Source organism: Paraburkholderia strydomiana (genome assembly GCF_031456815.1).
In the GTDB taxonomy this organism is placed as follows: Bacteria; Pseudomonadota; Gammaproteobacteria; order Burkholderiales; family Burkholderiaceae; genus Paraburkholderia; species Paraburkholderia caledonica.
In genome coordinates this window covers 19,599-35,176 of the sequence record NZ_JAVDVL010000021.1, presented here as the reverse complement: position 1 = coordinate 35,176, position 15,578 = coordinate 19,599, and the positions used below count along the sequence as shown (strand labels likewise).

The 15,578-nt window shown below is 63.0% G+C and carries 9 protein-coding genes and 1 pseudogene; 7 read left to right on the top strand and 3 right to left on the bottom strand.

The annotated features are described in order from the left end of the window. The first annotated feature begins 197 nt into the window (after positions 1 to 197). The 4 genes and pseudogenes from J2W46_RS32450 to J2W46_RS32435 all read left to right on the top strand — a co-directional run bounded on the left by J2W46_RS32450 (position 198) and on the right by J2W46_RS32435 (position 2,940). Positions 198 to 356, top strand: coding sequence for a hypothetical protein (locus tag J2W46_RS32450; RefSeq protein ID WP_020068569.1), 159 nt, complete (start codon positions 198 to 200; stop codon positions 354 to 356). Positions 357 to 796: 440 nt separating this feature from the next. Beyond that, positions 797 to 1,102 carry a hypothetical protein gene (locus J2W46_RS32445; protein WP_087753636.1) on the top strand — a complete coding sequence of 102 codons (306 nt, stop codon included), beginning with the start codon at positions 797 to 799 and terminating at the stop codon, positions 1,100 to 1,102. Between the two features lie 198 nt (positions 1,103 to 1,300). Then, positions 1,301 to 2,175, top strand: a pseudogene (locus J2W46_RS32440) (3-hydroxyacyl-CoA dehydrogenase family protein). A gap of 153 nt (positions 2,176 to 2,328) precedes the next feature. Next, a complete protein-coding gene (locus tag J2W46_RS32435) occupies positions 2,329 to 2,940 on the top strand; it encodes a flavin reductase family protein (RefSeq protein ID WP_020068566.1) in 612 nt (203 codons plus the stop codon). Positions 2,941 to 2,977: 37 nt separating this feature from the next. Here the strand turns inward: J2W46_RS32435 and J2W46_RS32430 are convergent, their stop codons facing one another. Then, positions 2,978 to 4,441 carry a polyhydroxyalkanoate depolymerase gene (locus J2W46_RS32430; RefSeq protein WP_310359773.1) on the bottom strand — a complete coding sequence of 488 codons (1,464 nt, stop codon included), beginning with the start codon at positions 4,439 to 4,441 and terminating at the stop codon, positions 2,978 to 2,980. Between the two features lie 216 nt (positions 4,442 to 4,657). Between J2W46_RS32430 and J2W46_RS32425 the strand changes: the two genes are divergently transcribed. After that, positions 4,658 to 5,311 (top strand): glutathione S-transferase family protein, encoded by a 654-nt coding sequence (locus J2W46_RS32425; protein ID WP_131316367.1) that lies wholly within the window; start codon positions 4,658 to 4,660, stop codon positions 5,309 to 5,311. Between the two features lie 40 nt (positions 5,312 to 5,351). Here J2W46_RS32425 and J2W46_RS32420 read toward each other — a convergent pair whose 3' ends face one another. After that, on the bottom strand, positions 5,352 to 7,325 hold the full coding sequence (locus tag J2W46_RS32420) for a methyl-accepting chemotaxis protein (protein WP_310069864.1): 1,974 nt from the start codon (positions 7,323 to 7,325) through the stop codon (positions 5,352 to 5,354). 152 nt (positions 7,326 to 7,477) lie between these two features. After that, complete coding sequence (locus J2W46_RS32415; RefSeq protein WP_374726909.1) at positions 7,478 to 9,793, bottom strand: heavy metal translocating P-type ATPase; 2,316 nt, start codon at positions 9,791 to 9,793, stop codon at positions 7,478 to 7,480. 327 nt (positions 9,794 to 10,120) lie between these two features. On the opposite strand from J2W46_RS32415, the gene J2W46_RS32410 reads away from it, so the two are divergent. Both J2W46_RS32410 and J2W46_RS32405 read left to right on the top strand, forming a co-directional pair. Continuing rightward, complete coding sequence (locus J2W46_RS32410) at positions 10,121 to 11,542, top strand: DUF1254 domain-containing protein (protein WP_310359764.1); 1,422 nt, start codon at positions 10,121 to 10,123, stop codon at positions 11,540 to 11,542. A gap of 218 nt (positions 11,543 to 11,760) precedes the next feature. Beyond that, positions 11,761 to 15,573, top strand: a complete 3,813-nt coding sequence (locus tag J2W46_RS32405) for a DUF748 domain-containing protein (RefSeq protein WP_310359762.1) — start codon at positions 11,761 to 11,763, stop codon at positions 15,571 to 15,573. Positions 15,574 to 15,578: the final 5 nt, after the last annotated feature.

The following is a 15,578-nucleotide window of genomic DNA, read 5'->3' as shown; positions in this document are numbered from 1 at the left end:
GTCCATCGCCGCGCAACCGAAGCCGTCGATAAAAACAGGGACGTTGTAATGCTGCAACGCAATATCACTGTCCAAAGGCCGCGACAGCGCGTCGCATCGAATTAATGTTGCATTGCACTAGCTTTTTCCTAGGGAAAACCCTATAATGCTTCTTAAGGGAAAACCCTAGCAAATGCAGTAATCAACCGGGAGTCGCCATGAGCTTCATCTTTGCATTGTTCCAAAAGGTCAGCGACCTCTTTGCGTCGCCCCACTTGCCGCTTGACTCGGACTACTCGTACGCAGCGCGTTCGCGGGAAGCTGAGCGTCAGCGCAAGGCGCAAGCCACGCTGTTCGGCATCAAGCTGTCCGACTAATAACAGGTCTGGAAACCGGGCGCGCTCGTCGCGCCGGGTGCGCATGTCAATGCGCGTGCGTCATTCAAGCCACGGTCCGCGAAGGCGCACCGTGGCTTTGTTTCATTTGGGCATTCGTTCGGGCGTCGATCTATCTTTGGCGACGCTGTTTTCGTCGCCGAATATTTCCCGGCCGAAATGAATGTAACGGCGCCTCACCTATTGGCAACCCGCGAGCCGGACGAATTGCCGCGAAAGTCGTATGCGGACGGACGTCGGAACCGGAATAACGGTTCCCCAATCCGTCCCTTTCTTTGAAATGTGCGCTTACAAGTGCTCACGTCTTCATGCGAGTTGCGTCGCTAAAGTTGGTTTCAAGCGCAGGGCGTCCTTGACGGGCCGGAACTTCGAAGCCCGATCTGCAAGGCGCTGGCTCGATTCAACCTTGACGGGAGAGAACTATGAAAGCCTTCAACAAAACATCGCGTTCGATCATTGCAGCTTTGCTCGCAGGCGGCGCCTTGCTGGCAGCCGGCGGCGCGTCGGCACAAGAACGCGTGATCGTGGAACGCGGTCCGGGTCCGGTCGTGTATGGCGAGCCGCACATGATGCCGGTGGGCGTGTCGATCAACATCGGCTGGCATGGCGACCGCTATTACGACGGTCACCGCTATTGGGATCACGACGACTGGATGCGCCACCATCCGCGCGACTATGATCCGCGTCACCACGGTCGTGACGAACATCGTCCGCCCCCGCGCTACTAATTCGCACATGACCGCGCCGCTTCGCGCGGCGTGAACCCGGCAAAGCCGGCTCTTCCTCGCGGAAGGCCGGCTTTGTCGCATTCGGCATTGTCGGATTGCGTACTGCGCTATCCTTTAACGCTTTCGTCGATGTCAGCAAAGGGAGCGGTCGTGAGCAAGGCAGCGAAGGCAGTAATAGGAGTGGTTGGGACGGGATTGATGGGCGTCGGCATCGCCACGCAAAGTGCATTGCACGGATATCGGACTGTCGTGCACGACGTGGACGCGGCGCGTCTTGCGAGCGTCGCGCCGAAGGCGGAAGCGGTGCTCGACGAATTGATCGACGCCGGCCGCATCGACTCGAAGGCCAAAGAGGCCGCGCTCGCCCTCATCGAGACTCACGCGGAACTGGACGTCATGCGGTCGGCGGATTTCGTCATCGAAGCGATCCCCGAGGTGCTCGAGTTGAAGCACCGTCTGTATGAAAAGCTGACTGTGCTTCTCGCCCCGAACGCTATTCTGGCCAGCAATACGAGCGGCTTCCCGCCGGATCAGCTCGTCGCTCCGCTGGTTGCAAAGGAGCGTTTCGTGATCGCGCATTTCTGGAATCCGCCGCACATGATTCCGCTCGTCGAAGTGGTGCCCGGAAGCGCGACTGCGCCCGACGTCACGGCGAAGACCGCAGAATTGATGAGCGCAATCGGCATGGAACCGGTGGTTCTCACAAAAGCGATTCCTGGATTCGTCGGCAACCGCTTGCAGTTGCGGTGTTGCGCGAGGCGCTCAATATCGTGCGCTCGGGCGCCGCGACGCCGGACGTGGTGGATCGCGTCATGAAAGCGTCGCTGGGCCGCCGGTGGGGAATAGTCGGGCCGCTGGAAGCCGCGGACATGGGCGGGCTGGATACTTTCCTCGACATCTCCACGCATCTGATGCCCGAACTGGCGAAGGACGAAAACGTGCTCGACCTGTTGCGGCAACAGGTGCAGGCGGGGCGTGTCGGCGTGCGCAGCGGCGCGGGCTTCTATGACTGGGACGACGCACACCTCGCGCAAGTCAAGGCAGGCCGCAAGCGCGTCATTGCTCAAGGGTAGCGAGCGAGGGCTCGGCACTTGCACAAATGCCACGAGAGGGCGGGTGGCTGCCGTGGCGTCGTACGGCAGTCATCGCAGGTTTTCGGTCTGGCCCGATGTGCCGCCCGTCAGTCTGCGGTATAAATACCCGTCGCCTTTTTCACGCTCCGCTCCATGTCCCATTACTTCTACGACCCCGCCGCCGGCCACAACCTTGCGCATGACCCGTTCAAAGCCATCGTCGCGCCACGGCTGATTGGCTGGATCTCCTCACGCGACACCGAAGGCACGCTGAACCTCGCGCCTTACAGCTTCTTCGGCGCGTTCGCGAGCTCCCCGCCGATCATCGGTTTTTGCAGCGAGGGCCGCAAAGACAGCGTTGCCAACATCGAAGCGACCGGCGAGTTCGTCTGGAACCTGGCAACGAAACCGCTCGCCGAGCAGATGAACCGTTCGTCAGCGCCCGTTCCGCCGCACGTCGACGAATTCCAACTCGCCGGGCTCACGCCAGCGCCTGGGCGCAACGTGCAGGTGCCGCATGTCGCAGAATCGCCGGCCGCACTCGAATGCAAACTGCTGCAGGTGGTGCGGCTGCATAGTCTCGACGGCAAGCCGATGGACAACTATCTGTCGCTCGGCCAGGTGGTCGGCGTGCACATCAACGAGGCGTATTTGAAGGACGGTCTGTTCGACACGCACGCCGCGCAGCCCATCATGCGCGCCGGTTATCGCGGGGACTACGCCGAGATAGGCAACATGTTTCAGATGTTCCGCCCGACCGCATAAACGGCGCCGCGTCCAGACCGCGCGTGCGAGCGGGCTTTCACCGCGCTGCGGGCGGCCGTCGACGCGATGCCCGCGGCTTCGCGGCCGAAGCGGCAGCGCTGCTTTCCCCCGAATCCTGCGCATTTGGGACAACCACCGCTTTCGCATCCAACTGTTCGACGGAATCCACCGCGGACGCAACTGGCGCCGCGGCCATGAGTTCGGCGGCAACGGCTGCCGCGGCGGGCACCGGCCGGATCGTACGCGCATGCGAACTCACCAGCACGGCGCGAGGTTCGTTGTCGTAAATCACGGCCCGCACTCGCGGATAAATCTGCCGCTCCCATCGCTGTCCATTGAACACGCCGTAATGCCCAACACCGGTCTGCACATGATGTGTCTTCAGGTATGGCCGCAACTTGTCGCACATGTCCTGGGCGGCGAGCGTCTGCCCAACCGCGCAGATGTCGTCCTTTTCTCCTTCAACGGTAAGCAACGCAGTACGGCGTATTGCTGACGGATCGACCGGCCGGCCCATCACCGTGAGTTCGCCTAACGGCAGCGCGTGCCGTTGAAAAACCGTATCGACGGTTTCCAGGTAGAAATCGGCGGTCAGGTCCATCGTCGCGAAGTATTCTTCGTAGAACGAGAAGATCGTGTCGGCTTTCGCCGGATCTCCTTTGGCCCGTTCGTAATGCATGGTTTCGAACGAGTCGAGATGCCGGCTCAGATTCATCGACATGAACGCGCTCAGCTGCACGAATCCCGGATAGACGCGCCGATGCGCGCCTGCAAAGCCGAACGGCACCGCGCTAATCAGGTTTCTCTCGAACCACTCGATCGGTTTGCTTTTCGCCAGTTCGTTGACCCGCGTCGGATTGATGCGCGTGTCGATCGGACCCGCCATCAACGTCATGCTGGCGGGCTGTGCGGAATTGTCGTCAGCGGCCATTAGCGCGACGGCGGCTAATGCCGCAACGGTCGGTTGACAAACGGCGAGCAGATGCGCGCCAGGTCCAATCGTTTCGGTGAAGTCGATCACGTGCTGCACGAATTCGTCGAACCCGAAGCGGCCCTGACTCAGCGGTACGTCGCGCGGGTTATGCCAGTCGGTGATGTAGACGTCGTGCTCGGCGAGCATGGTGCGCACGGTGCCGCGCAGCAGCGTCGCGAAATGGCCCGACATCGGCGCGATCACGAGCACGCGTGGCTGCGGCGCCGGCACCGTCGTCTGCTTGCGAAAGTGCAGCAGTGAGCAGAACGGAGTGTGCGCCGCGACTTCCTCGACGACCGGAACAGGCTTGCCGTCCATCATCACGCTGTCAATTTCGAACGGTGGCCGCACGGGCGTGAGGCCCGCGAGCGTCAGCAGATCGCAAGCCGCGCGAAGCGACCGTCCATGCGAAGTCGCGCCGAACTCGGGCCACGTGTCGAGCGAACGGTTCATCAGCGCCGCGCCGTGACGCATGGGCAGCATCATGTCCGCGAACGCTTGATAGGTTGGATAGGCGAACAGGTTCATGCATCCGCGCGCGAGCGTTGAAATGAAGGAGCCCGAATAGAAGGCAAGTCACATGCCATTGCGTTTGCAGGCAGCAGTCGCGTCGGCACATTGGCATAGCATTTGCGCGCGTCGTGAAAGCGGTCCGGATTTGCCGCGCTTTGGTGCACCGGCGCACGGCAACGTGCATGTGCGCCGTCGGGCGTCGGTTGAACGCCTCATCAGGAGGGGATACGTATGGCGAATACCACGCTCACCATCAGCAGCAAGAATTATTCGTCGTGGTCGCTGCGCGGCTGGCTGCTGACGCGGTTTAGCGGCTTGCCGTTCGAAGAGATCGTGATGCCCATCGACGACCCGGCGGCGCGCGCCGAACTGCTACTTCTGTCGCCTTCGATTCTCGTGCCTTGTCTGTTTCACGACGGCATCAAGATCTGGGACACGCTCGCCATCGCCGAATATCTGAACGAAGTCAGGCCTAAAGCAGCATTACTGCCGGAAGACATTCGCGCGCGAGCGCATTGCCGCTCGATTTGCGGCGAGATGCATTCGGGTTTTGCTTCGCTGCGCTCCGCGCTGCCGATGAACCTCAAGGCGCACTTCCCCGACTTCAAGGTCTGGGCGCGCGCGCAGTCGGATATCGACCGGATCGTGACTATCTGGAACGAGTGTCTGGAACAGTACGGCGGTCCGTTCCTGTTCGGCGAGCGCACTGCTGCGGATGCCATGTATGCGCCGGTCGTGACGCGTTTCGTGACATACGACGTGAAGCTCGAACCGCATATCGCTGAATACGGGCAGCGCATCATGGCTCTGCCCGACATGCAGCAATGGATCGCGGACGCGCAGCAGGAAGCCGACGAGATCGACGAACTGGATGTCGAATTCTGACGACCGACGCTTCTGCAACTCACCCGCGATCCGCGGCGACTCAGTCCCGCCCGCTTTCCAGTTTGAAGACGCTGACCACTTGCGCAAGACGCGCGGCGTGATCCCGTAGTTCGGCAGCCGCGTCTTCCGCTTCGCCGACAATCGTCGCGTTCTGCTGTGTGGCTTCGCCGATCTGCGTGACCGCGAGGTTCACCTGCTCGATTCCGCCCGATTGTTCGCGCGACGCAACGCTGATCTCGCCCATGATCGCGCGGACCTGGCCGACCTGCTGAACGATGCCTTGCATCGTCGTGCTGGCCTGCTCGGCAATCTGGAAGCCGCTTTGCACGGTCGCCGTCGATTCGGCGATCAGACCTTCGATCTCCTTGACCGAAGCCGCGCTGCGCTGAGCGAGCGCGCGTACTTCGGAGGCGACCACCGCAAAGCCTTTGCCGTGCTCGCCCGCGCGGGCGGCTTCGACGGCTGCGTTCAGCGCAAGAATATTGGTCTGGAACGCAATGCCTTCGATCACGCTCGTGATCTCCGCAATTTTTTGCGACGAGCGGCTGATCTCGCCCATCGTCGACACCACGCGTTCCACTGCACGGCCACCTTCGAGCGCCGCGTCCGCAGCGCGCGTGACGAGGTTGTTCGCTTGTGCCGCGTGGTCGGCGTTCTGCTGCACCGTCGATGTGATCTGCTCCATGCTCGCTGCCGTTTCTTCAAGGCTGCTCGCTTGTGTGGCGATGCGCGACGCAATGTTGCCGCTGCCCGTGGCGATCTTCTCGGTGCCGTGCGACATATCGGTGGACGCGCTGCGCACTTGCGAAACAATGCGTGCAAGTCCTTCGCCGATGCCGTCGATCGAGCGCATCAGGCGGCCAATCTCGTCGGCGCGGCTGCTCGCGCTTTTCGCCACGCGTACGCTCAGATCGCCCGAGGCGAAGCGTTCAGACGCCTTCGCGGCTTCATCGAGCGGCCGGCTGACGAGGCGCCGCACCGCAAACAGGAACACGACCGCGAACACGCCGACCAGCACAAAGCCGAGTACCAGGAAGCGATTGCGCGTGGCGGTGATATCGGCCATTACTTCGTCGCGCGGCGCGATGCCGCCCACCAGCCATTGCCACTCCGGCACCGTGATGAACGAAACGAACTTGCTGCGCTCGCCTTTCTCGCCGAGTGTGGCGTCGGCGGAACTGTATTCGAGCCGGCCTTCCTTCATGTCGAGCATCTGCTGATACGGCGCGTTCGCATTGTCCGCGGCCTGGCCGGCGGCGGCCGGATGCACGATCAGCTTGCCCCGATCCGGGCCCTTCGACGCGTTGAGCACGAAGTAATACCCGCTGTCGCCGATCTTCAGGTTGCGAATGCCGTCTTCGACCTGCTGGATTTCCTGATCGACGTTCACGCCGACAAACAGCGCGCCGATCACACGGCCGCTTGCATCGGTAACCGGCCGGTATTGCGTGATCCAGCGCTTGCCGAATAGCGCTGCGAGCCCCGTATAAGGTTTGTTCGCGACGAGAAGCGCGTAAGCCGGCCCTTTGCGGTCGAGCAGCGTGCCGATCGCGCGCGAGCCGTCCTGTTTCTTCAGCGATGTTGTCACGCGCACGAAGTCGTCGCCGGTGCGGGCGAAGATGGTCGCGACTGCGCCGCTGCGTTCGAGAAACTGGTCCGGAATGCTGAAATCCATGTTCAGGACTTTGTCGCCGGCCTTGAACGTGGGCGTGGCCACACCGTTTACGTCGATCTTCTGCGTTTCGTCGAGCGTGTAGGTAGTGGGCAGGAAGCTCGCGAACATCGACGTCGAGCGGTCGACTTCGGTAGACAACGCCTTGTCGAACAACGTGATCATCGCGGCGATCGAGCGGTCCTTTTCGGCGATGCGCTCGAGCACCTGGTCGCTGACCTGCTTGCCGGCGCTGCGCGTGAGCGCCCACGTGAAGGAGGCGAAAATCAACGCCACCAGCACGCATGACAGAACGGCGAGCCGGGCGCCGACGCTGGCGCGGCGCAAAGAGAGAAATTCCATGGGCGTATGCGGAGTAAAGGGGACAAACGAGGCACGGCTAGTGCGGAGGCACTCTCCGGCAACGTGTCTGGTTTACGGCCGCAATCGACGCTTTCTTTAGGAAAGTGGAAGCCTTCTGTAATAGTGAGGCGCTCGGGGCGAGCGCCTTGGCGTCAAACCTTGGCCCGCCACGTGCGCAACAACAGCGCATTCGTGACGACGCTGACACTGGAGAATGCCATTGCCGCGCCGGCCAGCATCGGGTTCAACAAGCCGAAAGCGGCGAGTGGAATGCCGATCAGGTTGTACACGAACGCCCAGAACAGGTTCTGCTGGATCTTGCGCCAGGTTTTGCGAGAAATATCGATCGCGTCGGCGACGAGCGCCGGGTCGCCGCGCATCAATGTGATGCCCGCTGCATGCATGGCGACGTCGGTGCCGGTTGCCATGGCGATGCCGATGTCGGCGGCGGCCAGTGCGGGCGCGTCGTTGATGCCGTCGCCGGCCATCGCTACGATGCCCGCGCTGCGCATTTTCAGGTCGCGGATCACGCGGGCCTTGTCGTCCGGCAGCACTTCCGCATGAAATTCGTCGATGCCGAGCGCTTCTGCAACGCTCGCCGCGCTGCCCCGGTTGTCGCCGGTCACGAGCACGCTTTTGACGCCCATTGCCCGGAGCCTGTCGATTGCGGCGCGCGCCGTCGGCTTTACCGTGTCGCCGAATGCGATCAGCGCGAGCGCGACACCTGATTGTGAATCGCGCTGCATGAGCCAAGACACCGTATTGCCCGCGGCTTCGAGTTCGCGGGCGCGCGCCTCGGCTTCCGGCGGCAGGCCGATGCCAAGTTCGCGAAGCCAGCGCGCGCTGCCGAGCGCTAGCGCGCGGCCTTCGACGTCCGCTTCGACGCCGCGACCGGCAACGGCCCGTGCGGCGCTCGCAGTAAGCACTCGCGCACCGGGCGCCGCCGCTTCATGTGCCTTGACGACGGCTCGCGCCAACGGATGATCGCTTTGGCGCTGCACGGCGGCGGCGAGCGCCAGTGCTTCGTCTCGGTCTATGCTGCCGACCGGTTCGAACACTGTCACCGATGGTTGGCCGATCGTCAGCGTGCCGGTTTTGTCGAACGCAACAACATTCACGCGATGCGCGGTTTCCAGCGCCTCGGCGTCTTTAATGAGCACGCCGTGGCGCGCCGCGACGCCGGTTCCGGCCATGATCGCCGCGGGCGTCGCGAGTCCGAGCGCACAGGGGCAGGCGATCACCAGCACCGCTACCGCGTTCAGGATGGCCGTTTCGCCGCCGGCGCCGGCCAGCAGCCAGCCGATCAGCGTGAGCGCGGCAATGCCCAGGATCGCCGGCACGAAAATCTCGCTGACGCGGTCGACGAGCCGCTGGATCGGCGCCTTCTCCGCCTGCGCACTCTCGACGAGGCGAATGATCCGCGCGAGTGTCGTTTCGGCGCCGATCGCGGTTGTAGTGACCGCTATGGCGCCTTCGCCGTTGATGGAGCCGGCGGTCACCGCGTCGCCAGTCTGTTTGGCCACGGGCATGCTTTCGCCGGTAATCAGCGATTCGTCAATGTGAGTGCGGCCTTCCAGCACCGCGCCATCTACCGGAACCCGTTCGCCCGGCCGCACGATCACGACCGTACCCACCTTGACTTGCGCGAGCGGCACTTCGCGCTCGTCCGCGCCGACGCGAATGCGGGCCCGGTCGGGACGCAGCGCCTGCAGCGCGCGGATTGCGTCGGTGGTTTGGCGCTTGGCGCGTGCTTCGAGCCATTTGCCGAAGCGCACCAGCGTAATGACGACGGCCGACGCTTCGAAGTAAAGATGCATCGCGTCGTCCGGATGAGTGGCTAATTGATACACGCTGATGCCATAGGCCGCCGACGTGCCGAGCGCCACCAGCAGGTCCATGTTGCCGGCGCCGGCGCGCACGGCGCGGTAAGCCGCGCGATAGAAGCGCGCGCCGAACACGAGCTGCACGATCGACGCGAGGCCGAATTGCGGCCACGGCGGGAGCATCGCGTGCACGCCGAACCATTCGCCCAGCATCGGCACGATGAGCGGCAAGGTCAGCAACGCGCAGACGAGCACGGCTACCAGTTCGCGACGCGTCTGGCTGCGTTTGCGCTCGGCGGCGGTTGGGACGGCGGCGCCAGCGGTCGTTTCGGGAGCGCTCGCAACGTCGGCATCGGCTGGTTCCGGCGCTGCGTCCGGCGGCGCGAGCAGCGCGGCTTCATAGCCGGCTTTCTTGACGGCGGCGATCAGCGCGTCCGACGCGGCGGCGGCTGCGGCTGCAGTCAGGTTGACGCTCGCGGTCTCGGTGGCCAGATTCACCGATGCGGAGGCGACGCCCGGCACCTTCGCCAGCGCCTTCTCGACGCGCATCGCGCAAGAGGCGCAGGTCATCCCGCCGATTTCGAGTTCGGCGGTACGAGTCGGGGTGGCGTCGGCGTCGTGTGGAGCAGTGGCAAGTTCGGTCATGGTGGGCAGGCTGGCGGCATTGAGCGGCATGATGAAGCCTAGTATTGACCTTCCCATAATGGGAAGGTCAAGCTCATGCCTGAAACGCGACTTCGAGACGTTCCGGAACAGGCGGCGAGCCGTCGTTACCGGAAATCGCGCCGCGCTTCGGAAACAAAATGCTATTCACGCCTTTGCGCTTGCCTGAGAAGCGCGGATACGATACAACGCGATGTTGTCGGCGATGCGACGCGGACTGGCTGCGCTGGGTTTTGGGAGACCGCGCGAGCACCGTTGCGCTCGCGCCGGCGTCTCCCTTTTGGACAGCATGTTCCGCCCACTGAACGAATGATAAAAAATCGCCGAGCACTGTTTTCGAATTACTGGACCTGCGCATCCGTCGCAGGCCTCGCATTCCTCACCGGTTGTGCGTCGACGCCTTCCACGACGCAAAAATCCACTGGCTGGATCAAGGACGAAGTCGCCGATTCATACGTGTTCGGCTATCCGTTGGTATTGATGGGCGTCGCGCGCGACGCGGCAGTCGGCACCGACCCCGGCCGGGCGCCGCTCAATACGCTGCGCCATGCGCAGGCGCTGCCGCCCATCGGCGCGGCCAATCCGATGCAGCCGAGCCTCGATACGCTGGATTCGACCGGCTGGCTGGATGTCGGCGCGGAACCCGTGATCATCGCGCTGCCTGATTCGCATGGCCGCTACGTCGACGCTCGTGTGCTCGACATGTGGACCAACGTGGTCTGGTCGACGAGCGATCAGTTCGCCACCCGCGCGGCTGGCATCAAGGCTCAAGCCATCGCCTTCGTCGGACCGGGTTGGCAGGGCGATCTGCCGAAAAACGTGAAGCGCGTCGATGTGCCGACCCGCAACGCATGGGTGAGCGTGCGCATCCAGTCGAACGGCACGCGTGATCTGACCGCGGTTCGCAAGCTGCAACGGGCGATCCGCGTCGCGCCGCTTTCCGTCTATGTGGGCGACGCGCGTTCGGCGTCGATTACGCCGCCGTGTAGCAGTGCCGATGCCGCCGCTTCCGCGAACGCATCGGGCACGCCTGCCGCGCAAGTCGCAGCGCTCGACGCGAATGGCTTCTTCAACCGGCTCGCGCAGGCGCTGGCCGACAACCCGCCCGAGCCCGCCGATCCGCATGCGCTGAAAATCCTCTCCGACCTTGGTGTGACGCCGGACCAGCCCGTCAAGCTGCCTGGCGCATCGGAGGCAATTGCAGCCGGGCTCGCCGACGGTCACGAACGCGTGGTCACGCCGCCGTCGAACTTGCTGACCGGAAATGGCTGGAGCTGGTTCGGCGATGGCGTGGGCAACTATGGCCCCGACTACGCACTGCGCGCATACGCCGCGTACGCGCAGCCCGGCATCGGCACCAAAGACGACGAAGTGCGAGCGGTCGTCACTCAGGACAGCGACGGTCACGCACTCAACGGCGCGAATCGCTACGTGATTCACTTTGAGCCGAATCAGTTGCCGCCGGTGCGCGGCTTCTGGTCGATCACCGCTTACACGAAAGACGGCGCGCTCGGCGAAAGTGCGCCGGCGCGTATTGCGGTGGGCGATCGCAACGGCGCGCGCCGCAATCGCGACGGATCGCTCGACGTGACCGTGTCGTCCACGCGCGGCAAGGGCGGCAACTGGCTGCCGGCGCCGCGCGCGGATCTGCAACTGGTGCTGCGTTTGTACGCGCCGAAGCCTCAAGCCACCGACGGCACCTGGCAACCTCCGGCCGTCGTGCGTCAGTAATTCGCACGAGTCTGCTGCACGCTGGTCCGGGAGATTCGAAGGCCGATCAGCGCGTCCGTCACGGCAGCATATGAGTGACGGACGCGCGGCTCTATCGCGCGAGCAATTGTGTAAGCTCAGCTTACATTTATATCCCACGAAAGATTCACGACTTATACTGCCGCTTGCGGGATTTTCGTTTAGCGGCGGGCTTGCCGCCGCATTACCCAAAACCGAGCATGGCAAGCATCAATAAAGCATCATTCGCCTCTTCCATGCGGACCATGCGCGACGTCGCGCAATCGCGGCGCACACGGCGCGTCATTACAGGTCTGCTGATCTTCATCGTATTGTTCGGTCTGCTGGGCTTTTTCGCGGCGCCGCCGCTGATTCGCCACATCGCCGAACAGCAACTCAGCAAGCAGCTCGACCGGCCCGCAACTATCGGCCGCATTGCGCTCAATCCCTACACGCTCAAACTGGAAGCCGACCGCGTACATATCGGCGAACGCGGCGGCGCCGGCAATTTCGTGGATATCGAACGGCTCATCGTGCAGCCGTCGTGGAGTTCGCTGTTTCGCGCAGCGCCGATTATTGACGAAGTCCAGCTCGACTCGCCGCGCTTCCATGTGGTTCGCTACGACGCGCAGCGCTTCAATTTCACCGATCTGATCGAAAAATTTTCGAAGCAGCCGAGCACGCCAGATACCAAGCCGACGCTCTTTTCCGTATCGAATATTCGTCTCGAGAACGGCCAGATCACATTCGACGACAAACTGCTCGGCGCCACTCACGTAATCGATCAATGGAAGCTCGGCATTCCGTTTATCGCCACGTTGCCTTCCAAAACCGATATTTTTGTCGAGCCGTTGCTGCGCGCGCGGATCGACGGCAGTCCGCTTGCCATCGACGGCAAGACGAAGCCGTTCTCTGCGTCGCGTGAGTCGGAGGTGTCGTTGCGCTTCGACGGGCTAGACGTCCCGCGCCTGATCTCATACGTGCCGACAAAGCTGCCTGTGATCGTGCAGTCGGGCAAGCTGTCTACCGATCTGAAACTGAACTTTGTCATGTCGAACGACGCGCCGACGCTGCGCGTCGCCGGCACCGTCGATCTGAACGACGTGAACGTGCAGGACCCGGGCAAGGCGCCGTTTTTTGCTGCGCGCGCCGTGCATGTCGCCGCCCGCACGCTCGAACCGCTGAAAAGCCTCTACCAGTTCGACGACATTCGTATCGACGCGCCAAGCGCAAATCTCGCGCGTGACAGAAGCGGCGTGCTGAGCGTGGAGCGGATGTTCGCACCCGCGCCGGCCGCTGCAAAAGCGGTAGCTGAGTCGGCGAGCGCGCCGGCGGCGGCATCGAGCGCAAGCGACGCGAACAGTGCCGCAAAGACCGACGCCACGAAAGACGCCGCGAAGCCTGCACCGCCGCTCGATCTCTCGATCAAACGTTTTGTGCTCAATGACGGTACGGTGAACGTGCGAGACGAAGCCGCGTCGCGCCCCGTCGACGTCGGTCTGGAAAAGCTCGCTGTCACGCTGACCGATTTTTCCACGCTGGCCACCGCGCCCGCGCATTACACGCTGAATACCGACTTGAAGCGCAGCGGCGGGTCTCTCGGCGTGGCCGGGGCATTGAGCCTCGCCGCTAAGACCGCGAGCGCGAAGCTCGACGTCAAGTCACTGAATTTGCCGCTGCTGCAACCGTATCTCGACGCCGCGACCACTGCGCAAGTGACGGACGGCGCGCTTTCCACGACGGCGAATATCGGCGCGAACTGGTCAAAGTCCCCGGCTGCCGTGATGATCGCGGATACGCAACTCGACATGCGTTCGTTGAAAGTGGCGGCGCGCGGCGGTAGAGAGCCGCTCATCGCGCTCGCCCAAGGCAGCGTGAAGGTCAAGCAGGTGGACCTGAATGCCCGCACGGCCGACGTCACGAGTGTCGACACAACAGGCCTCGCAGTCGACGTGCAACGCCTGAAAGACGGCAGCATCAACCTTGCGTCGCTCGGGGCGGCTCATGAAGCCGAGCCGACGCGCACGGCGATTCATGCGGCGAAGAAAGCACAAGCCGAAGGACCGGCGTGGCGCTACAAGATCGGCGAACTGAATGTCAAGGACGCCACAGCCAATTTCACTGACAACACCACGCCGCAGCCGGTGAGACTGGGCATCACGCCGCTGCAGTTGAAAGTGCAGCAGATCAGCAACGACCTTGGCCGCCCGCTGCCGGTCGAACTGGTAGCCACGCTGAATGGGAAAGGCACGCTCGACCTCAAGGGCGACGTTACCGCAACGCCGCTGAAGGTCGCCGTCAAGGTGAACGCGAACCGGCTCGACGCGGCGGCTTTCGAACCGTATTTCGGCAGCAGGTTGAACGCTGCGATCGCGAGCGCGCTGCTGAATGCCAGCGGCGATCTTGCGTTGAGCCAGGCGAAGTCGTTGAAGGCGAGTTATCGCGGCGACGTTGCGCTTGTCGACGTTCGGATGCTCGACAAGGCAACGTCGGACCCGTTCGCGGGATGGCGGTCGCTCGCGCTGTCGAAGCTGAAAGCGGATTACGACGAGCACGGCACGTCGGTGGACGCGGAGCGCGTCACCTTCACAAGGTTCTATGGACGCGTGCTGCTCGACGCACAAGGCAAGCTGAATCTCACCGACGTGGTCGCGCACGAAAGCGGCGCAGCGCAGTCGCTCACGCGCGACAAGAACAACAAGGGCGGTGCCGAACCGGTGCCGTTGACGCCGCCCACGGCGTCGGCTGTCGTCAACTCGTCGGCGCCCGTGGTGGCCTCTGCATCCGCGCCTGCGTCGTCCGCTGCGCCCGCGACAGTGACGGCCGCGACACCTCCGCAAAATCCAGTCAGGCTGCATTTCGGCCAACTCGTCTTGCAGCAAGGCCGTGTAACGTACACCGATAACTTCATCAAGCCGAACTACACGGCGAACCTGGTCGGCATTCAGGGCACGGTAGGCGCGTTCGGCACACAGTCGACCACGTCTGCGCCTGTTGAGATCGCGGCGAAGCTGGCGGCCAACGGTCCGCTGTCCATTCGCGGCACGGTCAATCCGCTGATTGCGAAGCCGGCGCTCGATCTGACCGCGAGCGCACACGACATCGAACTGACTAATCTCACGCCGTATTCCGCGAAATATGCCGGATATCCGATCACCAAGGGCAAGTTGAACGTCGATCTGCATTACAAGCTCGAGAACGATCAGCTGAACGCGGACAACCATTTGTTCATTGATCAGCTGACGTTCGGCGATCACGTCGAAAACGACACGGCGACCAAACTGCCGGTGCGGCTCGCCATTTCGCTGCTGAAGAATTCGCGCGGCGAAATCGATGTGAATCTGCCCGTGTCAGGCTCGTTGTCGAATCCCGAGTTCAGCATCGGCGGGCTGATCTGGCATGCGGTGCTCAATCTGCTGCAAAAGGCGGTCACCGCGCCGTTCTCGCTGATTGCCCATGCGTTCGGCGGAAGTGGCGAAGAGTTGGGCTATGTGGAATTCGAACCGGGCTCGGCGCAACTCACGGAAGACGACAACAAGAAGCTCGACACGATTGTGAAGGCGCTCGGCTCCAAACCGTCGATCAAAATGGACCTGATCGGCCGCGTGGATCCGAAACTCGACGAGCCCGCATTGCGCGCGCGCTATGTGGATCGCCTCGTCAAACAGCAGAAAATCAAGGACGTAGTGGGCAACGGCCAGAGCGTGGACTTGTCGAGCGTCACTGTCGATCCGAAGGAATACGACAAGTACCTGACCAAGGCTTATAAATCCGCGGACTTCAAGAAGCCGCGCAATTTCGTCGGCCTGACGAAGAGCATGCCCGACGACGATATGAAGAGCGCGCTCGCGGCCAACGCGCCGATCGACGAGGCCAGCTTGCGGCAGCTCGCGCAACAGCGGGCGCAGAGCGTGCAGCAGTATCTGGACGGCAAGATCGACAGCAGCCGCGTGTTTATCGTCGCGCCGAAGCTGGACGCAGACGGCATCAACGACAAAGGTGCGACGACGCGGGTCGATTTTGGGCTGAAGTGAGCGAC

Excerpts from the sequence above, each read along its gene's own strand:
- J2W46_RS32450 (WP_020068569.1), top strand. The coding sequence starts at position 198 with ATGAGCTTCATCTTTGCATTGTTCCAAAAGGTCAGCGACCTCTTTGCG.
- J2W46_RS32445 (WP_087753636.1), top strand. The coding sequence starts at position 797 with ATGAAAGCCTTCAACAAAACATCGCGTTCGATCATTGCAGCTTTGCTC.
- J2W46_RS32435 (WP_020068566.1), top strand. The coding sequence starts at position 2,329 with ATGTCCCATTACTTCTACGACCCCGCCGCCGGCCACAACCTTGCGCAT.
- J2W46_RS32430 (WP_310359773.1), bottom strand. The coding sequence starts at position 4,441 with ATGAACCTGTTCGCCTATCCAACCTATCAAGCGTTCGCGGACATGATG.
- J2W46_RS32425 (WP_131316367.1), top strand. The coding sequence starts at position 4,658 with ATGGCGAATACCACGCTCACCATCAGCAGCAAGAATTATTCGTCGTGG.
- J2W46_RS32420 (WP_310069864.1), bottom strand. The coding sequence starts at position 7,325 with ATGGAATTTCTCTCTTTGCGCCGCGCCAGCGTCGGCGCCCGGCTCGCC.
- J2W46_RS32415 (WP_374726909.1), bottom strand. The coding sequence starts at position 9,793 with ATGACCGAACTTGCCACTGCTCCACACGACGCCGACGCCACCCCGACT.
- J2W46_RS32410 (WP_310359764.1), top strand. The coding sequence starts at position 10,121 with ATGATAAAAAATCGCCGAGCACTGTTTTCGAATTACTGGACCTGCGCA.
- J2W46_RS32405 (WP_310359762.1), top strand. The coding sequence starts at position 11,761 with ATGGCAAGCATCAATAAAGCATCATTCGCCTCTTCCATGCGGACCATG.